Origin of the sequence: Mesorhizobium delmotii (assembly GCF_900149755.1) — a bacterium.
GTDB classification, from domain to species: domain Bacteria; phylum Pseudomonadota; class Alphaproteobacteria; order Rhizobiales; family Rhizobiaceae; genus Mesorhizobium; species Mesorhizobium delmotii.
Genome location: NZ_FUIG01000013.1, coordinates 347,879 through 368,927 on the forward strand (window position 1 = coordinate 347,879; position 21,049 = coordinate 368,927).

26 protein-coding genes are annotated in these 21,049 nt (G+C 62.0%); 14 read left to right on the plus strand and 12 right to left on the minus strand.

Annotated features, from left to right (window positions below):
- Positions 1 to 42 precede the first annotated feature (42 nt).
- Together BQ8482_RS03145 and BQ8482_RS03150 are read right to left on the minus strand one after the other, a co-directional pair.
- Positions 43 to 984 carry a sugar ABC transporter substrate-binding protein gene (locus BQ8482_RS03145; protein ID WP_123146218.1) on the minus strand — a complete coding sequence of 314 codons (942 nt, stop codon included), beginning with the start codon at positions 982 to 984 and terminating at the stop codon, positions 43 to 45.
- Positions 985 to 1,363: 379 nt separating this feature from the next.
- Complete coding sequence (locus tag BQ8482_RS03150) at positions 1,364 to 2,395, minus strand: LacI family DNA-binding transcriptional regulator (protein WP_123147346.1); 1,032 nt, start codon at positions 2,393 to 2,395, stop codon at positions 1,364 to 1,366.
- Positions 2,396 to 2,569: 174 nt separating this feature from the next.
- Here BQ8482_RS03150 and BQ8482_RS03155 point away from each other — a divergent pair, with 174 nt between their 5' ends.
- From BQ8482_RS03155 to BQ8482_RS03165, 3 genes are read left to right on the plus strand one after another with little or no spacing between them, the layout of a single operon-like run.
- Positions 2,570 to 3,667 (plus strand): fatty acid desaturase family protein, encoded by a 1,098-nt coding sequence (locus tag BQ8482_RS03155; RefSeq protein WP_123146220.1) that lies wholly within the window; start codon positions 2,570 to 2,572, stop codon positions 3,665 to 3,667.
- A 52-nt stretch (positions 3,668 to 3,719) separates the two neighbouring features.
- The gene (locus tag BQ8482_RS03160; RefSeq protein WP_123147347.1) at positions 3,720 to 4,034 is read left to right on the plus strand and encodes a Rieske (2Fe-2S) protein; all 315 of its coding nucleotides are present in this window, start codon (positions 3,720 to 3,722) and stop codon (positions 4,032 to 4,034) included.
- Positions 4,035 to 4,039: 5 nt separating this feature from the next.
- Positions 4,040 to 5,269, plus strand: a complete 1,230-nt coding sequence (locus BQ8482_RS03165) for an NAD(P)/FAD-dependent oxidoreductase (protein ID WP_123146222.1) — start codon at positions 4,040 to 4,042, stop codon at positions 5,267 to 5,269.
- A 115-nt stretch (positions 5,270 to 5,384) separates the two neighbouring features.
- On the opposite strand, the gene BQ8482_RS03170 is transcribed toward BQ8482_RS03165, so the two are convergent.
- On the minus strand, positions 5,385 to 5,819 hold the full coding sequence (locus BQ8482_RS03170; RefSeq protein WP_425294066.1) for a DUF4437 domain-containing protein: 435 nt from the start codon (positions 5,817 to 5,819) through the stop codon (positions 5,385 to 5,387).
- 91 nt (positions 5,820 to 5,910) lie between these two features.
- On the opposite strand from BQ8482_RS03170, the gene BQ8482_RS40480 reads away from it, so the two are divergent.
- The gene (locus BQ8482_RS40480) at positions 5,911 to 6,474 is read left to right on the plus strand and encodes a cupin domain-containing protein (RefSeq protein WP_123146224.1); all 564 of its coding nucleotides are present in this window, start codon (positions 5,911 to 5,913) and stop codon (positions 6,472 to 6,474) included.
- Here BQ8482_RS40480 and BQ8482_RS03180 read toward each other — a convergent pair.
- From BQ8482_RS03180 to hslV, 5 genes are all read right to left on the minus strand, one after another.
- Positions 6,471 to 7,430, minus strand: coding sequence for a DUF1402 family protein (locus tag BQ8482_RS03180; protein ID WP_123146225.1), 960 nt, complete (start codon positions 7,428 to 7,430; stop codon positions 6,471 to 6,473). The two genes, BQ8482_RS40480 and BQ8482_RS03180, sit on opposite strands and share 4 nt — an antisense overlap.
- Before the next feature lie 256 nt (positions 7,431 to 7,686).
- Positions 7,687 to 9,000 (minus strand): ATP-dependent protease ATPase subunit HslU, encoded by a 1,314-nt coding sequence (hslU, locus tag BQ8482_RS03185; protein ID WP_123146227.1) that lies wholly within the window; start codon positions 8,998 to 9,000, stop codon positions 7,687 to 7,689.
- Between the two features lie 4 nt (positions 9,001 to 9,004).
- Positions 9,005 to 9,604, minus strand: a complete 600-nt coding sequence (locus BQ8482_RS03190; RefSeq protein ID WP_123146228.1) for a DUF2585 domain-containing protein — start codon at positions 9,602 to 9,604, stop codon at positions 9,005 to 9,007.
- 28 nt (positions 9,605 to 9,632) lie between these two features.
- Complete coding sequence (locus BQ8482_RS03195) at positions 9,633 to 10,148, minus strand: GNAT family N-acetyltransferase (RefSeq protein WP_123146229.1); 516 nt, start codon at positions 10,146 to 10,148, stop codon at positions 9,633 to 9,635.
- A 74-nt stretch (positions 10,149 to 10,222) separates the two neighbouring features.
- Positions 10,223 to 10,774 carry an ATP-dependent protease subunit HslV gene (hslV, locus tag BQ8482_RS03200; protein WP_123146230.1) on the minus strand — a complete coding sequence of 184 codons (552 nt, stop codon included), beginning with the start codon at positions 10,772 to 10,774 and terminating at the stop codon, positions 10,223 to 10,225.
- Positions 10,775 to 10,997: 223 nt separating this feature from the next.
- On the opposite strand from hslV, the gene hisB reads away from it, so the two are divergent.
- The 10 genes from hisB to BQ8482_RS03250 all read left to right on the plus strand — a co-directional run bounded on the left by hisB (position 10,998) and on the right by BQ8482_RS03250 (position 17,375).
- The gene (gene hisB, locus BQ8482_RS03205) at positions 10,998 to 11,597 is read left to right on the plus strand and encodes an imidazoleglycerol-phosphate dehydratase HisB (protein ID WP_123146231.1); all 600 of its coding nucleotides are present in this window, start codon (positions 10,998 to 11,000) and stop codon (positions 11,595 to 11,597) included.
- Between the two features lie 3 nt (positions 11,598 to 11,600).
- Positions 11,601 to 12,077: a DUF2628 domain-containing protein gene (locus tag BQ8482_RS03210; protein WP_123146232.1), complete on the plus strand. Its 477-nt coding sequence runs from the start codon at positions 11,601 to 11,603 to the stop codon at positions 12,075 to 12,077.
- 1 nt (position 12,078) lies between these two features.
- Positions 12,079 to 12,729: an imidazole glycerol phosphate synthase subunit HisH gene (hisH, locus tag BQ8482_RS03215; protein WP_123146233.1), complete on the plus strand. Its 651-nt coding sequence runs from the start codon at positions 12,079 to 12,081 to the stop codon at positions 12,727 to 12,729.
- A gap of 4 nt (positions 12,730 to 12,733) precedes the next feature.
- Complete coding sequence (locus BQ8482_RS03220; RefSeq protein WP_123146234.1) at positions 12,734 to 13,024, plus strand: DUF1330 domain-containing protein; 291 nt, start codon at positions 12,734 to 12,736, stop codon at positions 13,022 to 13,024.
- 2 nt (positions 13,025 to 13,026) lie between these two features.
- A complete protein-coding gene (gene hisA / locus BQ8482_RS03225) occupies positions 13,027 to 13,776 on the plus strand; it encodes a 1-(5-phosphoribosyl)-5-[(5-phosphoribosylamino)methylideneamino]imidazole-4-carboxamide isomerase (RefSeq protein ID WP_123146235.1) in 750 nt (249 codons plus the stop codon).
- A complete protein-coding gene (locus tag BQ8482_RS03230) occupies positions 13,773 to 14,609 on the plus strand; it encodes an arginase family protein (RefSeq protein ID WP_123146236.1) in 837 nt (278 codons plus the stop codon). Before hisA ends, BQ8482_RS03230 begins: the two co-directional genes overlap by 4 nt.
- On the plus strand, positions 14,609 to 15,400 hold the full coding sequence (gene hisF, locus BQ8482_RS03235; RefSeq protein ID WP_123146237.1) for an imidazole glycerol phosphate synthase subunit HisF: 792 nt from the start codon (positions 14,609 to 14,611) through the stop codon (positions 15,398 to 15,400). The genes BQ8482_RS03230 and hisF overlap by 1 nt, the downstream gene beginning before the upstream one ends.
- A gap of 91 nt (positions 15,401 to 15,491) precedes the next feature.
- Complete coding sequence (locus BQ8482_RS03240) at positions 15,492 to 15,818, plus strand: phosphoribosyl-ATP diphosphatase (protein WP_095494006.1); 327 nt, start codon at positions 15,492 to 15,494, stop codon at positions 15,816 to 15,818.
- Positions 15,819 to 15,842: 24 nt separating this feature from the next.
- Positions 15,843 to 16,802, plus strand: coding sequence for a type I pantothenate kinase (gene coaA, locus BQ8482_RS03245; RefSeq protein ID WP_095494005.1), 960 nt, complete (start codon positions 15,843 to 15,845; stop codon positions 16,800 to 16,802).
- Positions 16,803 to 16,886: 84 nt separating this feature from the next.
- Complete coding sequence (locus BQ8482_RS03250) at positions 16,887 to 17,375, plus strand: GtrA family protein (protein WP_244602607.1); 489 nt, start codon at positions 16,887 to 16,889, stop codon at positions 17,373 to 17,375.
- Positions 17,376 to 17,402: 27 nt separating this feature from the next.
- Here the strand turns inward: BQ8482_RS03250 and BQ8482_RS03255 are convergent, their stop codons facing one another.
- The 4 genes from BQ8482_RS03255 to BQ8482_RS03270 all read right to left on the minus strand — a co-directional run bounded on the left by BQ8482_RS03255 (position 17,403) and on the right by BQ8482_RS03270 (position 20,845).
- Positions 17,403 to 18,020 (minus strand): alpha-ketoglutarate-dependent dioxygenase AlkB, encoded by a 618-nt coding sequence (locus BQ8482_RS03255; protein ID WP_123146239.1) that lies wholly within the window; start codon positions 18,018 to 18,020, stop codon positions 17,403 to 17,405.
- A 109-nt stretch (positions 18,021 to 18,129) separates the two neighbouring features.
- Entirely contained in the window at positions 18,130 to 18,609 is a 480-nt protein-coding gene (gene lysM, locus BQ8482_RS03260; RefSeq protein WP_123146240.1) for a peptidoglycan-binding protein LysM, read from the minus strand.
- A gap of 102 nt (positions 18,610 to 18,711) precedes the next feature.
- Positions 18,712 to 19,149: an alternative ribosome rescue aminoacyl-tRNA hydrolase ArfB gene (gene arfB / locus BQ8482_RS03265; protein WP_123146241.1), complete on the minus strand. Its 438-nt coding sequence runs from the start codon at positions 19,147 to 19,149 to the stop codon at positions 18,712 to 18,714.
- 85 nt (positions 19,150 to 19,234) lie between these two features.
- Positions 19,235 to 20,845 (minus strand): phosphoenolpyruvate carboxykinase, encoded by a 1,611-nt coding sequence (locus BQ8482_RS03270; protein WP_123146242.1) that lies wholly within the window; start codon positions 20,843 to 20,845, stop codon positions 19,235 to 19,237.
- Between the last annotated feature and the right edge of the window lie 204 nt (positions 20,846 to 21,049).

The following is a 21,049-nucleotide window of genomic DNA, read 5'->3' on the forward strand; positions in this document are numbered from 1 at the left end:
TGCTCTGACGCGCCGCTCCCTATCGAAAAACGGTCCTCTGCCTCAGTTCTTCTGCAGGAACTTGTCGATGTTTGCCGGCGTGACCAGCTGGAACGGGATGTAGACCTTCTGTTCAACCGCCTCGCCCTTGGAAAGCTTGAGCGCCGCGTCCAGCGCCCCGGCACCTTGACCGGCCGCATCCTGGAACACGGTCACGTCGAGATCGCCCGCCTGCATAGCGGAAAGCGCGTCCTGGGTGGCGTCCACGCCGCCGACGACAACCGACTTCATGTCAATGTTGGCAGCCTTCATGGCCTGGATGGCACCGATGGCGCTTTCGTCATTGTTGGCGATCACACCATCGAACGGCGTGCCGGTCGACAGCCAGTTGGTCATCAGATTCTGCGCTTCCTCGCGTTTCCAGTTCGACGTCTGTTTGTCGATGATCTTGATGAAGCTGCATTCCGGAGTGGCGATCACGTCGTCAATGTCCTTGGTGCGCTGCACCGCGGCCTGGTTCGACAGCTCGCCCATGATCACGTAGACATTGGCCTCGGTCTTACCGGCCTCTTTGAACAGGCGGCAGACCTCCTGGGTCTCGAGAGTGCCTGACTCAACCTCGTTCGAGGCGACGAAAGCCTGGTTGTCCGGCAGCGTGTCGACATTGACCGGCTCGCGGTTGACGTAGACCAACGGAACCTTGGCCGCAGCCGCTGCGTCCGACATCGCCTGGGTGGCCGAGGTGTCGACCGGATTGACGATGATAGCGTCAACGCCCGAGGCGACGAAGTTCTTGATCTGGTCGAGCTGCTTGGCGACGTCGTTCTGCGCGTCCTCGACCTGCAGCTCCACGCCGTCCATGCCCTTGGCCTGCTCGATCATGCCGTTGCGCAGCACGGTGAGGAAATTATCGTCGAACAGCGCCATCGACACGCCGATCTTGGCCGCGAGGGCGGACGAACTCATCAGCGCCGAAAACACGACGCCCAAAAGCAGTTTCTTCATTTTATTTCTCCTCCACAGAATTGGTGTCCGGCTGCACCGATCTACCCGGAATCCCCGATCTTCCAGGGAATCTCTCCCGATTGCCATCTCCGTTCCCGATGGCGATTTCCGCGTTGACTGGAACGCCAAGCCCTCCGTTGAAACAGATGTTCCGGAACGAAAGAACCAAAATACCTATCTGGTGAAATATTTATTCCATTCTGCGTGCGGGCGTCAAGGAGATTCCGAAAGCGGATGCCGGATTTTCGGATAACGCGGCTGAGGGCCGGCAAATCTTCTGCAAGAATCCATCAGGTTGATGGTTCACATCATTGCCGACGCATCGTGGTGCCCGATCTGAACCTGGATCCCTGTCTGAGCCCAGACGTTTTGCCCGAACCTAGATGTTTTCCGGTAGATAGATATCGAAGGGCAGGAAGGTCTGGCCCGGCGCATTGGCAGCGCCTGCCTCGATGGCATGCGCCATCAGCCCGACAAGTTCGCGACATAATGCTGCCAGCGGCGTCGAAATCACCATGGTCAGGATGTTGTCGGCGAGCGCCGCGCGCGACTCGGCGTTGATCTCGTTGCAGACGACCACCGGCATATTTACGGGCCTCGCTGCCCTGAGCGCCGAGACCGCGCCTTCCATGCCGCCGCCGGCGACGTAGCAGCCGGCAAGATCCGGGTACCGCGCCAGAAGATCGATCATCGCATCATGGGTCACCTGGTTGGCCTCCAGATTGACCAGCGTCTCCAGCACCGTGAATTCCGGCGCATGCTCGCGGAAGAATGATCTGAAGCCGATCTCGCGTAGCTCATGGCCATGGAAGCGATGGCTGCCGACAAAAAGGGCGACCTTGCCGGGCTTCCTCGCCGCCCTGGCGATCATCCAGGCCGCGGTGCGGCCGACCTTGCGGTTGTCGAGGCCGACATAGCCTTCGCGGATGCCAGCGGCAAAGTCGGACAGCAGCGAGAAGACGGGTTGCCCTCTCGCCTTCAGTGCCTCGACGGCTGCCGTCAGCGTCGGATGGTCCGGACCGACAAGGGCGACGGCCCTGGATCTCGCCGCCAGCTTGCGCATCTGGGCAGCGATTTCATCGGGCGCCAGCGAACTGGCGAAGTCGATGGTTGCGACGCCGCGGAAGCGCTGCGATTGCGACACCGCCAGTTCGAGCTCCCGCGCGAAATCGCTGTAGAAAACATCATTACCCCTCAGCAGCAGAAAGCCGAGCCGGTATTCGGGCAGTTCCTGGCGCATCCGCTGCTTGATCAGTCCGGCGGCGTGATAGCCGATATCGGTCGCGGCCTCATAGACAAGGCGCGCGGTTTCCTCGCGCACCGGCAGGCGATTGTTCAGCACCCGGTCGACGGTGGCGACGCTGACGCCGGAGGCGCGCGCCAGATCGGTGATGGTCGGCCGTTTTGCCATGGCTGTCTCTTCGCTTGCCAAAGCAGTCTACATCATTCTGATGGGAAATGATAGAAACTATCTTTGTGATATTGAGCCTATCATGGCTTGGCGCTATTTCTAGCCTACGATGCTTGCGACCGCGGCCCGGTCATTGGCCGGGGCGGATCGCAGGACGCTGGTGGAGGCACAACGATGGACGCAGCACCGTCCCGGCGAGACTACAGCCTGCTCGGCCGCGACGCGAAGCTTGCCGTCGAGACCGGGCTGGCCGCGGCCGAGTGGTATCACACCGACGTGCCCCGAAAGCAGATGAAGGAGCTGATGCAGCGCTCCGACGGGCCGGCGATCCGCGACACCACCATCTGGCTCGGCGCCCTGATCCTGAGCGGCGCGGGCGGCGCCTGGTTCTGGGGCACATGGTGGTGCGTGCCGTTCTTCTTCGTCTATGGCGTCCTCTACGGCTCTTCTACCGATTCACGCTGGCACGAATGCGGTCACGGCACCGCGTTCAGGACGCAGTGGATGAATGATGCGATCTATCAGATCGCCTGCTTCATGATCATGCGCAATCCGGTGACCTGGCGCTGGAGCCATACGCGGCATCACACCGATACGATCATCGTCGGCCGCGATCCGGAGATCGCGGTGATGCGCCCACCGGACCTGTTGCGCGTCGTGCTCAACTTCTTCGGCATTGTCGATGCCTGGCATGCCATGACCGACATGCTGCGCAATGCGGCCGGCATCATCAGCCCGGCGGAAAAGACCTTCATTCCCGAGCAGGAGCAGCCAAAGGCGATCCGCATTGCCCGCATCTGGACGGCGATCTACGCCGCGACCATCGCGCTGGCACTTTATAGCGGCTCGTTCCTTCCCCTGATGCTGGTCGGGCTGCCCAGGCTTTACGGCGCCTGGCATCATGTCATGACCGGCCTGCTGCAGCATGGCGGCCTGGCCGAAAATGTCATCGACCATCGCCTCAACAGCCGCACCGTCTACATGAACCGGATCAGCCGCTTCATCTACTGGAACATGAACTACCATGTCGAGCACCACATGTTCCCGATGGTGCCTTATCACGCGCTGCCGAGGCTGCACGAACTGATCAAGCACGACCTGCCGACGCCGACGCCGTCGATCCTGGCCGGCTATCGCGAGATGGTGCCTGCCTTCGTGCGCCAGCTGCGGAATGAGGACTATTTCCTCAAGCGCGCGCTGCCGCCGACCGCGAAGCCCTATCGCGAGGAATTCCACAACGACAACGATGCTGTCGCGGCAGCAGCGGAATGACATGCGCCCGTGCCGGGCAAGTTGGCCAAGCAAAAAACTGCCGGGAGGACTGATGAGCGACTGGGTCGAGGCCTGTGATTCCGAAGACATCGACGAAGAGGACGTGATGCGGTTCGACCATGGCGGCCGCACCTTCGCCATCTATCGCAGCCCCGACGACGAATATTTCGCAACGGACGGTCTCTGCACGCATGAGAAGGTGCATCTGGCCGACGGGCTGGTGATGGACGACATCATCGAATGCCCGAAGCACAATGGCCGCTTCAACTACAAGACCGGTGCTGCAAGGGGCGCGCCGGTCTGCGTCCATCTCAGGACATATCCGGTCAAGGTCGATGCCGGCAAAGTCCTCATTCAGATCGGGTGACTGTGATGACGAAGGGGATGGTGATCATCGGTGCCGGCGAATGCGGCGGGCGGGCTGCCTTGGCGCTGCGCGATCTCTTCTATGACGGGCCGGTGACGCTGGTCGGCGACGAGCCGCATCTGCCCTATGAGCGGCCGCCGCTGTCGAAAGACGCGATGGTCGGCGATGCGCCCATGATCAAGGCGATCGCCAGCGATGAGATCCTGGCCGGGAGATCGATCCGGCATATCCATTCGGTTCAGGCGGTGGCGATCGACCGCGCGGCGCATCTCGTACACCTGTCGGACGGTTCGGTCCTGCCCTACGACAAGCTCTTGCTGGCGACCGGGTCGGTGCCGCGCAAGCTGCCGATGCCCGGCCTTGGACCGCGTTGCGTCTATCTCCGGACCTTCAACGACGCGTTGGCCATTCGCGCCCATCTCAGCGCCGGAAACCGCATTGCCATCGTTGGCGGCGGCTTCATCGGCCTCGAACTTGCCGCCGCGGCGCGCAGGCTGGGGGCAACGGTTACCGTCATCGAGGCGCAGCCGCGCATCCTGATGCGCGGCGTGCCGGCCGAGATCGCCAAAATCATCCACGAGGCGCATGAAGCCGAAGGCGTGAAAATCCTGTGCGGCGACGCCATCGCGGCGATCGCCGACGATGGCGCCGAGGTGCGCATCGCGCTTGCCGGCGGACAGGACATCGTCGCCGATCTGGCCGTGATCGGCATTGGCGCCGTGCCAGTGACCGGACTTGCCGCGGAGGCGGGGCTGACGATCGACAACGGCATAGCGGTCGATGCCGAGCTTCGCACCAGCAATCCGGACATCTTCGCCGCCGGCGATTGCTGCTCGTTTCCGCTTGCCGTCTATGGCGGCCGGCGCGTGCGGCTGGAGGCCTGGCGCAACGCGCAGGAGCAGGGCGCGCTTGCGGCCAGGAACATGCTTGGCGCCGGTGAGGCCCACGCGGCGGTGCCATGGTTCTGGTCGGATCAGTACGGCTTGACCTTGCAGATATCTGGGCTCTCGGACGAGGGCAGCAAGGTCGTGCGTCGCGATCTCGACGACGGCGCCTTCATCCTGTTCCATTTGGCGCAGCACGGCAGGCTCGTCGCAGCGAGCGGCATCGGCCCGGGCAACGCGGTCGCCCGCGACATAAGGCTGGCCGAGATGCTGATCGCAAGAAGGGCAAAGCCGGCGCCTGAGGCGCTCGGTTCGCAAACGATCAAGCTGAAGTCGCTGCTGGCGGCATGAGCCGGTGCGGGTTCCGGAACTGGCGGAACGCTTGTCGTTCTAGTGGTGACAATCCGACGCTTGGTAGCCATTGGGCCTCTGCCCGTCCAGGTCACACTGCATAGTTGTTGCCCAGCTACCGGCTCTTGAAAAAAGTGGAATAAGGCTCGGTGTTGATAAGAAGGATCACGCACTGCTTTTCGGACATGCAGGCATCGGCATGCATCTGGTCTGCCTTCTGGGTCCAGTATGATCCGGGCCGCAGTTCGATGCCTTTGCCCTCGCCCATTTCGGGCACCCAGTGGCTCCAGGTGCCCTCGATGACAACGCCCTGATAGTCTGCCGTATGTGCATGTATGGGTGCTTGCCATCCCCCGGGTACTTTCAGCAGCGTTCCGGCCGGACCCACATCGCGCTTGCCCCATAAGGGACCCAGTCGGTGGGGCTGGCCAGGCATTTCCTCATAATACGGCACCTTCTCAACGGGCAGGTATGTATTCTCCAGCGCGTAAGTCTGAGACGGCAGGATAACAACTGCGGCTATCGCCGCCGCGAGCTTTGGAAAAAGCACCGACATCTCCCTCAATGTTGCCACGTATCTATTGGTAGCAGGGAAGAAGCCTATTGTGGAATGCCGGACGAACAATGATATTGCGTCCGAGATGCATGCTCGATCATCCAATTCTGCCGATCCTGTCGTCCATCTTCTTCGGCAGTTCCTCGATGACCTCAGGCCAGCGGAGGCGAGTTACTGCCGGGCCGAGGTAACGCGGCCTTGGGGCATCGGCCTGCAATTCCAAAGAGGAATTCGCTTCCATTTCGTGGCCGAAGGCACCTGTTGGGTGCTTGTCGAGGGGTCTGAACCGGAGCGGCTGGACAAGGGCGACGTCGTGCTCCTTCCGCATGGCACCAAACATGTCATCGCCGACGACCCTGACGGTGCGGTGACCGATCTCGCGCTCCTTCCGAAGCCGCTTTCAGCCGTGCCTTCAAGCGGACCACAGGAAACCCTCCCGGACAAGTTAGGCGCTTACGAACGCTTCCGAAGCGGGCGCGAACCCGAGCCTAAGTGCGCGGATGCAAGGGATTGCATCAAGGGCAATAGGCTCCTTGGCCGAGTGCGTCGTCCACTTGCATTTGCGCTCTTGTATCGGCTCTCGCCAACAGCGGCTCAACCCCAGGGCGGCTGTGGTCGTCAGGCAACAAGAGTCGGATTTCACCACTAAAACAGCGCCTTCAGCTCCGGCAATTTGTCGTTGACCAGCCAGCCGTAGTAATTTTCCTGGGGCAGCTTCTCCGGTTCGCCCGCGTCGCGGCGCCTGTCGTTCTCGGCCTTCAGCGCATGGGCACGCTGTTCCGGATTGCCGACATTGTAGAGCGTCGATGTGATGCCGGGATTGCCCGATATGTCGAAGCCGGCAATGCTCTGGTAGGCATCGATCGATTTCCGGATCGTCGCCGCGACATAATCCAGTGTCAGGTCCGGATCCATGATGGTTTTGTAGACCGCGTTCGGATCGCCGACGTCGAGCTTCGGCAGGCCGGAAACCTGGTGCACGAGATCGCTCATCTGCAACGCGGTCAGCGGATTGAGCTGACCGAGGCCAAAAGTCTGGCCGGCATAGTAGGGCTGGAAGAAAGTGGCGCCGAAGCGGTCGTCGGGGTAGCTCTCGCCGCCGACAGTCTTGCCGCGAAAGGACTGGTTCCACACCTGCTCGCGGCATTCCCAGAGCGCGTAACTGTCCGTTTTGCCGGCGCATTCCTGGAATTGCGGCCGCTGCACGAAATCGGTGATGTCCTCGCCTTCATAGGCGAAGGACAGCTTGCTCGACAGATAGGAGATCGCCTTGACGTAGTAGGTCTGCAGCCGGTCGTAGGCGTCGACATTGTAGGTGTGCTCGCCGACGATGGCGCCGACGATATGCATCGGGTCGATGCCATAGGTCGCCGCCGCTTGGCTGATCTTGCCGCGAAGACCGGCGTCGTGCTGCAGCAGCGCATAGACCTTGCTGTATTTTGCCTGGAAGGTGGTGTTGGTGGCCTGGGTGCGCCGGTTTGAGGCGCCCGGTATGTTGGGCTGCTCGGCATGACTGTTGCCCGGCGGCACCATCGTCGCCGCTTCGGCGGCGAACATGGCTGTCGCCAGCGTCAGCCCGAGAATGACGAGGATCAGTTTTTTCATGCGCCGCCGCCTGCAACAGCGCATGACCCCCGGAATCGATTTTCGGGGGTCGTGCGCAAAACCAACTGTATAACGCCCTTTGCACGCCCAACTGATGCGCGGCGCTGTAGTTGCCGGCAAACTAGGTAAAGCTGGAAGGGGAGTCGAGAGCCCCTGCAACCGGCAAGACAAAAGCTGGCCAGATGCTTCCATTTGGCCACACGTCTCGGAACTTGCCGGGTCGCCCGGCCCCATCTCTTGTAGAATGGATCGCCTGCTACAGGATAAATCGCGACAAATCCGTGTTTCTGGACAGATCGCCGACATGCTTTTGCACATAAGCGGCGTCGATGGTGACCGAGGTACCGTGGCGGTCCGGCGCATCATAGGAGATCTCGTCCAGCACCCGTTCCATCACCGTCTGCAGCCGTCTGGCGCCGATGTTCTCGACGCTGGCGTTGAGATCGACGGCGATGCCGGCCAGCGAATCGATGGCGTCGTCGGTGAAGACGAGATCGACGCCCTCGGTCTTCATCAATGCGATGTACTGCTTGATCAGGCTGGCCTCGGTCTCGGTCAGGATGCGGACGAAATCGTCCTTCTCCAGTGCACGCAGCTCGACGCGGATCGGCAGACGACCCTGCAATTCTGGCAACAGGTCGGACGGCTTGGCAACGTGGAACGCACCCGATGCGATAAACAGGATGTGGTCCGTCTTCACCGGTCCGTATTTGGTCGCGACCGTGGTGCCTTCTACAAGCGGCAGCAGGTCGCGCTGGACGCCTTCGCGGGAAACACCGGCGCCCATGCCGCCCTCGCGCGAGGCGATCTTGTCGATCTCGTCGAGGAAGACGATGCCGTCGTTTTCGGTCGATTCGAGCGCCCTGCGCACCACCTCATCCTGGTCGAGCAGCTTGTCGGACTCGTCACCGACCAGCACCGCGTAGGATTCCTTCACCGTCGTCTTGCGCGTCCTGGTCTTCTGGCCGCCCATGGCTTTCGACAGCATGTCGTTGATGTTCAACACGCCGATATTGGCGCCCGGCATGCCGGGGATCTCGAAGCCGGGCATGCCGCCAGTGCCGGTATCGCTCACCTCGATCTCGATCTCCTTGTCGTCGAGTTCGCCGTCGCGCAGCTTCTTGCGGAAACTGTCGCGCGTGGCTGGGCTCGCCGTCTTGCCGACGAGCGCTTCCAGCACACGTTCCTCGGCATTGATATGGGCGCGCGCCTTGACATCCTCGCGCATTTTCTCGCGCACCAGCCCGATGGCGATCTCGACCAGGTCGCGGATGATCTGCTCGACGTCGCGGCCGACATAGCCGACCTCGGTGAATTTGGTCGCCTCGACCTTGACGAACGGCGCACCGGCAAGGCGTGCCAGGCGACGCGAGATCTCGGTCTTGCCGACGCCGGTTGGGCCGATCATCAGGATGTTCTTCGGCATCACCTCTTCACGCATCTGGCCTTCGAGCTGCTGGCGGCGCCAGCGGTTGCGCAAGGCGATGGCCACGGCGCGCTTGGCGTCCTTCTGGCCGATGATGAAGCGATCGAGTTCCGAAACGATCTCGCGGGGCGAAAATGTGCTCATATTCCTAAATTCCACTTTGCCACTGCCGGATGGACTCGAACGGATGCAGCAGCATGATCACGTTGAGTGTCAGATTGTCCCGGATGATGTAGCCGACACCGAATTCGAAGATGACCGCCAGGGTCACGATCACCCATATAGGAAGCCTGCGCGCCATCACAAATCCCAGCACCATGGCCAGCGTGTCCGCCACCGAATTGATGATGCTGTCGCCGTAATAGTCGAGCGAGATCGTGCCGGCCCGGTAGCGCTCGATGATCAAAGGGCTGTTCTCGAGAAGTTCCCAGCCGCCCTCTATGACCACCGCAAATGCCAGCCTGAGCCCGATCGGCGAGCGCGGGAACAGAAACCACGCCAGCGCATAGAACAGGAAGCCGTGGATGAGGTGCGAGAATGTGTACCAGTCGGAAATATGCTGGGAATTCTCCGAGCTCTGCACGATGCCGTGCCACAGCTTGACATAGCCGCATGTGCAGATCGGCGTTCGGCCCATGCCGTAAAGGGCTCCGGCCTGGAATATGATCAGGCCGAGGACGAGCAGAAGTCCCATCCGCCAACTGTCTTCATAGGCCGAGACGGTCTTGTCGGCGCCGGTTGTGCTCATGTTGTTACTGCCCCTCTTCGGCGTCGCCCTATTCGGCGTCACCTTCTTCTGCGTCGATTGCCATCAGCACGGCGTCGCCATATTCCGATTGCCTTCGATCGATAGCTCTGAAACCGGCCTTTTCATAGGCGCGGATCGCTCGTCCGTTGGATGGATCCGGGTCGATGATGACCCGCGGCACCCCTTCTTCGAACAGCTGTTCCACGAAGTGCCGGACAATTGCCGAGCCGTGGCCGCGTCCGACAAGCTCAGGCCTGCCGATCGACAGATCGATGCCGAGCGTGCCGAACGGCTGGTCGCTGTAGGGATGGCCGTCCTCCAGATGCGGGTCGTAGCTCTGCATGTACCCGATCGGTGAGCCGTCGAGCTCGATGATCAGCGGCTCAACGGAAATGCTGTCGATGTGTTCGCGGATCTGGGCGATCTCCGTCTCGGGATCGTCCCACCACTCCGCGACATGCGGCTCGGCCAGCCATGCCGCGATCATCGGCAGGTCCGCCTCGGTCATCGGCCGAAAGTCATATCTATTTTCTTGTTTGGCCATGATCGTTCTCCGAACCGAAGGTCAGCGAAGCAAAAACCGGTTTCCACTTTTCGGGATCATGGCCAGCGGCCGGCTCAGCCGGCATCGAGGGTTTCGATGACAAAGTTGTTGTTGGTGTAGACGCAAATGTCGGATGCGATCTGCATCGCCTTGCGGGCGATTTCTTCGGCATCCTTGTCCGTGTCCATCAGGGCGCGCGCCGCGGCCAGCGCGTAATTGCCGCCCGAACCGATGGCCATGACGCCATGTTCGGGTTCGAGCACGTCGCCGGTGCCGGTCAGCGCCAGCGAAACCGACTTGTCGGCCACCAGCATCATCGCTTCCAGCCGGCGCAGATAGCGGTCGGTGCGCCAGTCCTTGGCGAGCTCGACGCAGGCCCGCGTCAATTGCTCCGGATATTGTTCGAGCTTGGCCTCGAGCCGCTCCAGAAGCGTGAAGGCGTCAGCGGTGGCGCCGGCGAAACCGGCAATGACATTGCCGCTTTTGCCGATGCGGCGCACCTTCTTGGCGTTGCCCTTCATGATGGTCTGGCCGAGGCTGACCTGGCCATCACCGGCGATCACCACCTTGCCGCCCCTGCGCACGGTCAAGATGGTCGTGGCGTGCATGGTCAGTTCATTCGACATCTTCTGCTCCGATCAGCACCGATCCCGAAACGGCGATTGGCGCGTTACGAGTGACTTGATCGACCATATGTATGCATAGGCCCGATGATTGCCAACCGGTCATCCGCAGGCTCGATATCCCTTGGCATGGCAACTGGCAATCGCCGGATCATGCTGCTAGAAGGCTCTCGTTTTCAAGCACGTGGACGCTTGGAACGTCTGAACTCTGCACAAGGATGAGGTCATGCCGCCCCGTTCCGCCAACGCCAGCCGCAAGACTGGGGAAACCGACATCTCCGTATCGGTCCAGGTCGACGGCTCGGGAAAATCCGATATTTCAACGGGCGTCGGCTTCTTCGACCACATGCTGGACCAGCTGTCGCGCCATTCGCTGATCGACATGACGGTCAAGGCCAAGGGCGATCTGCACATAGACGACCACCACACGGTCGAGGACACCGGCATCGCGCTCGGCCAGGCGCTGGCCAAGGCGTTGGGCGAGCGGCGCGGCATCATGCGCTATGCCGCGGTCGATCTCGCCATGGACGAGACGCTGACGCGCGCGGCGATCGACGTTTCCGGCCGTCCTTTCCTTGTCTGGAACGTTGCGTTCTCATCGCCGAAGATCGGCACGTTCGACACCGAACTGGTGCGCGAATTCTTCCAGGCCTTGGCGCAGAATGCCGGCATCACGCTGCATGTCACCAACCACTACGGCGCCAACAATCACCACATCGCCGAGACCTGCTTCAAGGCGGTGGCGCGCGCGCTGCGTTTCGCGCTTGAAAGCGACCCGCGCCAGCCGGACGCGGTTCCCTCCACCAAGGGATCTCTGAAGGGATAGGCGATGGCCATCTATGTCGTGATGGAACCGCCGGGCCGCGGCGAAAAGCCTGACACAACGGCCTTTGTCCGTGATGGGTTTTCCTGGCTCGGCTTCCTCGTGCCGCCGCTATGGCTGCTCTGGCACCGGTTGTGGATCGAGGCAGCACTGGCGTTTGTCACCATGGCTTTTTTTTCGATGCTTGCCGAAGGATTGAGCCTTGGGCTGGCCGGCCCGCTGCTGTCGCTGCTTGTATCGCTCTATGTCGGTCTGGAAGGGCAGGCCTTGCGGATTGCCGCATTGCGCCGTCGTGGCTGGCTTGAATGGGGCGTCGTCGCGGCCGACAGGCTCGATGATGCCGATACGCGCTATGTGCTGGAAGCCGAAGCGCATTCGGATGAGCAAGCGCCCCCGCAACGCATCGTCCCGGATGCTGCCCATGCCCGGCCAGCGCATATGGGCATCGCGCTAGGGTTGAACCACACTCCGGGAAGACCCTGACATGCGGGTCGCGATCATCGACTACGGCTCGGGCAACCTGCGCTCGGCCACCAAGGCCTTCGAGCGCGCCGCGCATGAAGCCGGAATCGCCGCCGCGATCGACCAGACCGCCGATGCCGAGCGTGTCAGGACCGCCGACCGCATCGTCCTACCCGGCGTCGGCGCCTATGCCGATTGCGCGGCCGGGCTGCGCGCTGTGGCCGGCATGTGGGAGGCCGTCGAGGAGGTCGCGACCGTCAAGGGGCGGCCGTTCCTCGGCATCTGCGTCGGCATGCAGCTGATGTCGGAGCGGGGCCTGGAAAAGACTGTTACAGAAGGTTTTGGCTGGATCGCCGGCGACGTCAAGGAGATCACCCCGGCCGATTCGGCGCTGAAGATACCGCAGATCGGCTGGAACACGATCGAGCTCACGCGCAAGCATCCGCTGTTTTCCGGCATTCCGACCGGCACCAAGGGATTGCACGCCTATTTCGTCCACTCCTATCATCTCGACGCCAGGAAAGCCGACGACGTGCTCGCGATTGCCGATTATGGCGGTCCGGTGACGGCCGCTGTTGTCAGCGACAATCTCGCCGGCACGCAGTTTCATCCCGAAAAGAGCCAGGCGCTTGGCCTGGCGCTGATCACTAACTTCTTGAGCTGGAGGCCCTAGGATCATGAGCAAGAAAGGCTACTGGATGGTCATGCTCACGGTGACTGACCCCGAGGGTTACCAGCGCTACCGTGACGCCATCGGTGACGCCATTTCGCGCTACGACGGCCGCTATCTCGTGCGCGGCGGAGAGGTCACAAACCCCGAAGGATCGGAATTTGACAGGCATGTTGTGGTCGAGTTCGACTCTTACCAGACAGCGCTGATCTGTTACCAGTCGCCGGCCTATCAGACCGCACTACGGAATCGACTGGCGGCTTCGACCGGCCATTTCGCGATCGTCGAGGGCGCCTGAAAGTGATCCTGTTCCCGGCCATCGACCTCAAGGACGGCAAGTGCGTGCGCCTGAAGCACGGCGATATGGCGACCGCGACGATCTACAATGACGACCCGGCCGCCCAGGCCAGGGCTTTCGAGCAACAGGGCTTTGAATGGCTGCATGTCGTCGACCTCAACGGCGCCTTCAAGGGCCAGAGCGTCAACAGCGCGGCGGTCGGCGCCATCCTCAAGGCGACGAAAAACCCGGTGCAGCTCGGCGGCGGCATCCGCACCCTGGCGCAGGTCGAGGACTGGCTCGATCGCGGGCTGGCCCGGATCATTCTCGGCACGGTGGCGGTGCGCGATCCGGATCTGGTCAGGCAGGCCTGCAAGGCGTTCCCGGGCAGGATCGCCGTCGGCATCGACGCCAAGGGCGGCAAGGTGGCGGTCGAGGGCTGGGCCGAGGCCTCGAGCCTCGGCGTCATCGAACTGGCGAGGAAGTTCGAGGGCGCCGGCGTCGCCGCCATCATCTACACCGACATCGACCGCGACGGTGTGCTGACCGGCATAAACTGGGATGCCACCATCGATCTCGCCGACGCCGTGTCTATCCCGATCATCGCCTCCGGGGGGCTCGCCTCGATCGCCGACATCGTGCGCATGACCATGCCCGATGCGCAAAAACTCGAAGGCGCCATCTCGGGCCGCGCGCTATATGACGGGCGTATCGATCCGGCCGAGGCACTGGCGATCCTGGCGGCAGGACCGGAAAAGGCGAGGGCGCGATGAAGCTCTCGATCATTCTCGCACCCTATGACAGCGGCCTTTACCACGCCGGCTTCGGCCAAGGCCCCGACGCCATCATTGCCGGCGGCCTTGTCGATGAACTTGCCTTGCGCGGCCATGATGTCATCGTCGAGGACATCGGCGAGGTCGGCGATGCTCAGAGACGCGAAATCGCGACAGGTTTCGCGGTTTGTCGGGCAGTCGCCACCAAGGTCGACATGGCGCGCGACGATGAGCGTTTTCCCATCGTGCTCGCCGGAAATTGCCTGACCGCCGCCGGTGCGGTGGCTGGCGATACCGCGGATTCGATCATCTGGATCGATCAGCATGGCGATCTCAACACGCCCGAGACGTCCGCCTACGGCTTTCTCGACGGCATGGCGCTGGCGACGACGCTGGGGCTCTGCTGGCGCCCGATGACGTCAGCGATTCCCGGCTTCCAGGCGATCGACCCGTCGCGGTGCATGCTGGTCGATGCACGCGACCTCGACCCCGATGAAAGCTGGCTTCTAGAGACGTTGCCGATCATTCGCACCCGATGGGCCGATGCACTCGACAATGTCGGAAGGCTCAAGGCGGCCGGCGCGGCCCAAGTCCATTTGCATCTGGATCTGGACGTTCACGATCCGGATGTGCTGCAGGTGAACCGCTACGCACGGCCGGGAGGTCCAAATCCGGAGCAGCTGCGGCAACTGGTTTGCGGGCTGGCCAGGTCGATCCCGATCGTCGGCGTCACCCTGTCCGCCTACGATCCTGCCTTTGACGCCAAGGGCGAGGTTCCGCCTGTCGTCGGGCAATTGCTTGGCGATTTTCTTGCCGCGCTTACGAGGATCTGATGCTGAAAGCCCGTGTCATCCCCTGTCTCGACGTCAAGAACGGCCGCGTCGTCAAGGGCGTCAATTTCGTCGACCTGGTCGATGCCGGCGATCCTGTCGAGGCGGCCAAGGCCTATGACGCCGCCGGCGCCGACGAACTCTGCTTTCTCGATATCACCGCTTCGTCCGAAGATCGCGAGACCATCTTCGACATCGTCGCCCGCACGGCCGAACAATGTTTTATGCCGCTTACCGTCGGCGGCGGCGTGCGCCAGGTCGCCGACATAAGAAAGCTGCTCTTGGCCGGCGCCGACAAGGTGTCGATCAACACGGCGGCGGTGAAGAATCCCGATTTCGTCGCCGAGGCGGCCGACAAGTTCGGCAACCAGTGCATCGTCGTCGCCATCGACGCCAAGAAAGTGTCGGGCGAAGGCGAGGCCGCCCGCTGGGAGATTTTCACCCACGGCGGCCGCGAGAAGACCGGCATCGACGCGGTCGAATTCGCTCAGCAGATGGTCGATCGCGGCGCCGGCGAGATCCTGCTGACGTCGATGGATCGCGACGGCACCAAGGCCGGTTACGACATCGCGCTCACCCGCGCGGTCGCCGACGCCGTGCGTGCGCCGGTCATCGCCTCCGGCGGCGTTGGCACGCTCGATCACATGGTCGAGGGCATTCGCGACGGCCATGCCGGCGCGGTGCTGGCGGCATCGATCTTCCATTTCGGCACCTACAGCATTGCCGAAGCCAAGGCGCATATGGCCCGCGCCGGCCTGCCGATGCGACTGGACACCCCAGGTGATCGGCTCTAAAGCATGATCCCGAACCGAAGGTCCGCGCAAGCGAAAAGTGGCAACCGGTTTTCGGAAAAGATCATGCTTAAACAAGCAGATAGATGGCGCAATGGCTGAGTTTTCGCTCTCCGAGCTGGAGACAATCATCAGGGAACGCGCGCATTCCGGCGATCCGGATTCGTGGACGGCAAAGCTGTTCGCACGCGGCATCGACAAGGCGGCGCAGAAGCTCGGCGAAGAGGCGGTCGAAACGGTTATCGCGGCCGTTGGCGGTGACAGACAAGCCCTCGTTTCGGAAAGCGCCGATCTCATCTATCATTGGCTTGTCGTTCTGGGCGTCGCCGGCATTCCGCTTGCCGATGTCCTGACCGAACTCGAACGCCGCACCGGTCGTTCGGGCATCGCCGAAAAGGCGTCTCGGCAGGACCGGGGCTGATCGCTGCGGAGGGTAGGAAACTCGATGGACCAGCTCGCCCCCACCGAGAAATATTCGCCCTTTCGCTTTTTCTCGGCGGAGCAATGGTCGCAGTTCCGCGCCGACACGCCGATGACGCTCGGCGAGGACGAGGTCCGTCGCCTGCGTTCGCTCAACGACCCGGTCGACCTTGAAGAGGTCAAGCGCATCTATCTTTCGCTGTCGCGGCTTTTGTCGGCCCATGTCGAGGCGAGCCAGCTTCTGTTCAGGCAGCGCCAGGCCTTCTTCAACGCGATGGATGTCGTCAAAACGCCCTTCATCATCGGCATTGCCGGCTCTGTCGCGGTCGGCAAATCGACCACGGCTCGCGTGCTCAAGGAATTGCTGGCGCGCTGGCCGTCGAGCCCCAAGGTCGATCTGATCACCACTGACGGCTTCCTGCTTCCCAACGAAATCCTGCGCCGCAACAATCTGATGGAGCGCAAGGGCTTTCCCGACAGCTACGATGTCGGCGCATTGCTGCGTTTCCTGTCGGGCATCAAATCGGCGCAGCGCAATGTCCGCGCGCCTGTTTATTCGCACCTGACCTACGACGTCGTTCCCGGCGAGTTCCAGACTATCGACCGGCCGGATATATTGATCTTCGAAGGCATCAACGTGCTGCAGCCGGGCAAGCTGCCGAAGGACGGCAAGATCGTGCCTTTCCTGTCAGATTTCTTCGACTTCGCCATCTATATCGATGCCGAAGAGGAGCTGATCCATCAATGGTACATCGCCCGCTTCATGCGGCTGCGCGAGACCGCCTTCCGCGATCCGGACTCCTTCTTCCACCGCTATTCGCAACTTTCGCAGGCAGCGGCCCGCGCCATCGCCGAAGGCCTTTGGACCAACATCAATCTGAAGAATTTGCGCGAGAACATCCTGCCGACGCGAGCCCGCGCCGATCTCATCCTGCGCAAGGGCGCCAATCATCTGGTCGAGGAAGTGGCGCTCAGGAAGCTGTAACGAAGCGGTTAACGGCGCTTTAGGCAGTACCCGCTACCGTTCGATTGCCAATTCCAGAGCATTTGTCGGGAGCCGGTGATCAATATGCCTGCAATGCGCCGGCCTGACATTTCCGCCTGGCGCGGAACACTTGCTCTGCGCCGGCTTCTCAAATTCACCTCTGTGGGACTTGCGGCCACAGTGCTCTACGCGCTTTGTGCCAGCCTCTTCACCAGTGCCGGGTCAACATACCTGTCGCCGGCCACAGCCTCGGTCGCCGCCTACGTGGCCGCAGCAATATTCTCCTATCTCGGCCACAAGTTTTTCACGTTCATGTCGGCCGGCTCGCATCAATTCGAAGCGCCGCGTTTCGCCGTGCTGACCGGATTCGGCCTTGCCATCGCCTATCTTCTTCCGCTGCTCCTCGTCGGGCAGTTCGGCCTGCCGGTCGCAGTTCCGATACTGCTCACTTGCATTCTCATTCCCGTGGTCAACTTTGTCGTTCTCGAACGCTGGATCTTTTCCGGCGGTTCAGCGGCGGGCCTGGACCATGACCCAAAGCGGGTGCCGGTTTTACGAAAATCCGATGCTTAATACGGCGCGACTTGAAGGTCCGCCGTCCTAACCAGGATAGGTCACCCGCCTCAGCGTAAGATTGATCCGTCCGCCATTCTTCAGCAGTGCCGAGGTCGACGGATAAATACGGTCGACGCCGTGAAAACAGAAGCGGCCTTCGCCACCAAGCACGACGATGTCGCCGCTTTTCAGCTTGAACGATTTGGTGCCGCCTTCGCGCGTGCTCTGGCCGACCCTGAACAGGCAATCGTCGCCCAGGGAAACGGAAACGACCGGCGCGGAGAAATCGATCTCGTCGCGGTCTTGATGAAGGCCCATCTTCGCGTCCGGCGAATAGAAATTGACCAGGCAAGCCTCCGGCGGATGCGGATAGGCAGACACGTCCCGCCACAGCTGCAGCAGCACGTCGGGGATCGGCGGCCAGGGCGTTCCGGTCACCGGGTGCGTCGGCTGGTAGCGATAGCCGCGCTCCTTATCGGTCACCCAGCCGAGCGAACCGCAATTGGTCATGCGCACGCTCATCTCCTTGCCGGTGCGCGGCATGGCCGGCACGAACAGGGGGGCCTCCTGCACGACCCGTCTCACATCCTCGACCAGCGCTTCCTGCACTGCACGGGACAGATAGCCGGGCATGTGGCGGACGCCTTTGGGCAGGACGAGCATGGTCGCTTGATCCGTTGGTCTGCAAACAACCAGAATGCCACCATCAAATGAAAACGGCGACCCGAAAGCCGCCATTGTCGATTGCTGTTGCCGATCTGGCCCGAACTGGTCAGGCCTGATCGAGATCCGGGACACGCAGGACCTGCCCCGGATAGATCTTGTCCGGATGGGTCAGCATCGGCTTGTTGGCCTCGAAAATGATCGTGTTCTTCGCACCCTTGCCCTTGCCGTAGCTCTTTTCGGCGATCTTCCAGAGGTTGTCGCCTTTCCTGACCGTATAGAAGGTCGGTTCCTTGGCCGGGGCAGCGGGTGTGCCGGATTCGGGGGCGGCGACCTGCAACTCATCCGCCTGCACCTTGGACACGCCGAGCGTGTTGCCGACGGCGATAACCGCCTTTTCGAAGATCGACTGATCCTTGACTACGCCTTTCAGCACAGCCGTATCGCCTTTTACGTCGACTTCCACATTGTCGGTGCCGAGCGCGTGCGAATCGAGTTCTTTCTTCAGCGTATCGGCGGTCGGCTCCGGCTCATCGTCGCCGAATCCGAGCTTCTTGCCGACGCCCTTGACGAAATCAAACATGCCCATCTGTGGTCTCCCTTGCTGTGGCGAATAGCGAACTTGCCACCTGCAACCTTGAATTGGAAGCCGTCTCGACCGCGCAATCGATGTCGCCTATCGCACGTCGCTCTAATCGTCGGCCACCCGGCCGCGCAGTTTCTTGATTGTGCCGCGCCCAGCCTTGGTCTTCAGCCGCCTTTCGACCGCGCCTTTCGACGGCCTCGTCTTTTTGCGCGGCGGTGGCGGCGGTTCGGCGGCCTTGGCAACCAGTTCCGCAAGCCGCGCCCGGGCGTCCGCCCGGTTCTGCTCTTGCGTGCGGAAGCGCCCGGCCTCGATGACGATGACGCCGTCCTTGGTGGCGCGCTGGCCGGCCAGCTTTATGGTTCGCTCGCGGACGCGCTCCGACAGGCCCGGCGCATTCGCCGCATCGAAGCGCAATTGCACCGCCGTCGCCACCTTGTTGACGTTCTGGCCGCCAGGGCCGGACGAGCGGATGAAGTCCTCGTGCAGGTCATCCGGATGGATCACCGCATCGTCGGCAATGATGATCTTGTCGTCGGCGTTCATGCCGCAGTCATGGCGCGGCGGACGAAAAAAGAAAAGGCCCGATCCCCCGGGTCGGGCCTTGAGGCGCAGGGTACCCAGCCGGCGATTATTCCGCGGCTTCGCGCATGCGCGGCGCGGCGCCGAGCACAATGGCGTCGACATGAGGTTCGAATTTTTCGAAATTGATGGCAAACATGCCGACCAGCCTCGCCGCCTGCAGGTCATAGGCTGAGGTATCGGCCCAGGTCGATCTCGGATCGAGAATGGCGCTGTCGACGCCCGCAACCGCCACCGGCACATCGAAACCAAAATTGGCGTCGGTGCGGAAATCGGCCCCTTTCAGCGAGCCGTCGAGCGCCGCGGCAAGCAGCGCCCGCGTCGCCTTGATCGGCATCCGCTTGCCGGTGCCGTAGGCGCCGCCGGTCCAGCCGGTGTTGACCAGCCAGCAATCGACTCCGTGATGAGCGATCAACTCGCGCAGCAGATTGCCGTATTCCGACGGATGGCGCGGCATGAACGGCGCGCCGAAACAGGTCGAAAACGTCGCTTCGGGTTCGGTGACGCCCTTTTCTGTCCCAGCCACCTTGGCGGTATAGCCGGAGAGGAAATGATACATCGCCTGCGCCGGGGTCAGCCGGGCGATGGGCGGCATCACGCCGAATGCGTCGGCGGTCAGCATGATGATGTTTTTCGGGTGACCGGCGCGGCCCGTCTTGCTGGCGTTGGGGATGAAGTGGAGCGGGTAGGCGCAGCGCGTGTTTTCAGTGAGACTGCCGTCGTCGAAATCCGGGACGCGGCCCGCATCGAGCACCACATTCTCCAGCACCGTGCCGAAGCGTTGGGTGGTGGCGAAGATCTCCGGCTCGGCTTCGGCCGAAAGCTTTATCGTCTTGGCATAGCAGCCGCCTTCGAAATTGAAGATGCCATGCGGACCCCAGCCGTGCTCGTCGTCGCCGACCAGCGTGCGCGACGGATCGGCCGACAGCGTCGTCTTGCCGGTTCCCGAGAGGCCGAAGAAGATCGCCGCATCTCCGCCGGTGCCTTCATTGGCCGAGCAATGCATCGGCATCACGCCCTTCGCCGGCAACAGATAGTTGAGCACGGTGAATACCGACTTCTTCATTTCGCCGGCATAGGAGGTGCCGCCAATCAGCACGATCATGCGCGAGAGATCGACGGCGATCACCGTTTCGGTGCGGGTGCCGTGGCGAACCGGATCGGCGCGGAACGACGGCAGGTCGATGATCGTCATGTCAGGCACGAAATGCTCGAGCTCGGCGGCTTCCGGGCGAATGAGCAGATTGCGGATGAACAAGGAGTGCCAGGCAAGCTCCGTGACGACCCTGGTCGTCAGCTTCAAGTCCTCGTCAGCGCCGCCGACCAGGTCCTGCACATAAAGGTCCTTGTCCGCCGCATGGATGCGAAAATCGGCGAGCAGCGTGTCGAACTGGGTGGGGGAAATCGCCTTGTTGTTGTCCCACCATACATGCGGCCCTGTGGTCTCGTCGCGCACGACGAATTTGTCCTTGGGCGAGCGGCCGGTGTGCTGCCCGGTCTCGGCGACGAGCGCGCCATGCGCGGTGAGCCGGGCCTCGCCGCGGCGGACCGCTTCCTCGTAAAGGACGGCCTCCCCGAAATTATAGCGCACCGCGCCCGTAGTCGTTAGGCCGATCCGATCGATCGCCCATGCGGGATTGCGTTTGCCGGCTTCCGACATGAGGGGTTCCTTCTTCGATTTGCAGCATCCTGGCCGGCGAATTTCCGGAGCCCCCACCAAGGAGACTGTAACGGTGAGAACCAGAAAAGCCAAATGATATCAAATAATTAATCGATTTAAATATTTTGAAAGTTGTTTAAATCGTTTATATGTGCAAAAAGTCAGGTGGTTGCCCACAGGATTGGCGGTCTTTAACAGTCCAAT

Coding starts and splice junctions, on each gene's coding strand:
- BQ8482_RS03195 (WP_123146229.1), bottom strand. CDS start 10,148: ATGGCCAAACAAGAAAATAGATATGACTTTCGGCCGATGACCGAGGCG.
- lysM (WP_123146240.1), bottom strand. CDS start 18,609: ATGGGCATGTTTGATTTCGTCAAGGGCGTCGGCAAGAAGCTCGGATTC.
- BQ8482_RS03165 (WP_123146222.1), top strand. CDS start 4,040: ATGACGAAGGGGATGGTGATCATCGGTGCCGGCGAATGCGGCGGGCGG.
- BQ8482_RS03250 (WP_244602607.1), top strand. CDS start 16,887: ATGCCTGCAATGCGCCGGCCTGACATTTCCGCCTGGCGCGGAACACTT.
- hisH (WP_123146233.1), top strand. CDS start 12,079: ATGCGGGTCGCGATCATCGACTACGGCTCGGGCAACCTGCGCTCGGCC.
- BQ8482_RS03145 (WP_123146218.1), bottom strand. CDS start 984: ATGAAGAAACTGCTTTTGGGCGTCGTGTTTTCGGCGCTGATGAGTTCG.
- hisB (WP_123146231.1), top strand. CDS start 10,998: ATGCCGCCCCGTTCCGCCAACGCCAGCCGCAAGACTGGGGAAACCGAC.
- arfB (WP_123146241.1), bottom strand. CDS start 19,149: ATGAACGCCGACGACAAGATCATCATTGCCGACGATGCGGTGATCCAT.
- BQ8482_RS03150 (WP_123147346.1), bottom strand. CDS start 2,395: ATGGCAAAACGGCCGACCATCACCGATCTGGCGCGCGCCTCCGGCGTC.
- BQ8482_RS03210 (WP_123146232.1), top strand. CDS start 11,601: ATGGCCATCTATGTCGTGATGGAACCGCCGGGCCGCGGCGAAAAGCCT.
- BQ8482_RS03270 (WP_123146242.1), bottom strand. CDS start 20,845: ATGTCGGAAGCCGGCAAACGCAATCCCGCATGGGCGATCGATCGGATC.
- BQ8482_RS03230 (WP_123146236.1), top strand. CDS start 13,773: ATGAAGCTCTCGATCATTCTCGCACCCTATGACAGCGGCCTTTACCAC.
- coaA (WP_095494005.1), top strand. CDS start 15,843: ATGGACCAGCTCGCCCCCACCGAGAAATATTCGCCCTTTCGCTTTTTC.
- BQ8482_RS03255 (WP_123146239.1), bottom strand. CDS start 18,020: ATGCTCGTCCTGCCCAAAGGCGTCCGCCACATGCCCGGCTATCTGTCC.
- hisF (WP_123146237.1), top strand. CDS start 14,609: ATGCTGAAAGCCCGTGTCATCCCCTGTCTCGACGTCAAGAACGGCCGC.
- BQ8482_RS03155 (WP_123146220.1), top strand. CDS start 2,570: ATGGACGCAGCACCGTCCCGGCGAGACTACAGCCTGCTCGGCCGCGAC.
- BQ8482_RS03160 (WP_123147347.1), top strand. CDS start 3,720: ATGAGCGACTGGGTCGAGGCCTGTGATTCCGAAGACATCGACGAAGAG.
- BQ8482_RS03180 (WP_123146225.1), bottom strand. CDS start 7,430: ATGAAAAAACTGATCCTCGTCATTCTCGGGCTGACGCTGGCGACAGCC.
- hslV (WP_123146230.1), bottom strand. CDS start 10,774: ATGTCGAATGAACTGACCATGCACGCCACGACCATCTTGACCGTGCGC.
- BQ8482_RS03240 (WP_095494006.1), top strand. CDS start 15,492: ATGGCTGAGTTTTCGCTCTCCGAGCTGGAGACAATCATCAGGGAACGC.
- BQ8482_RS40480 (WP_123146224.1), top strand. CDS start 5,911: ATGCATGCTCGATCATCCAATTCTGCCGATCCTGTCGTCCATCTTCTT.
- hslU (WP_123146227.1), bottom strand. CDS start 9,000: ATGAGCACATTTTCGCCCCGCGAGATCGTTTCGGAACTCGATCGCTTC.
- BQ8482_RS03190 (WP_123146228.1), bottom strand. CDS start 9,604: ATGAGCACAACCGGCGCCGACAAGACCGTCTCGGCCTATGAAGACAGT.
- BQ8482_RS03220 (WP_123146234.1), top strand. CDS start 12,734: ATGAGCAAGAAAGGCTACTGGATGGTCATGCTCACGGTGACTGACCCC.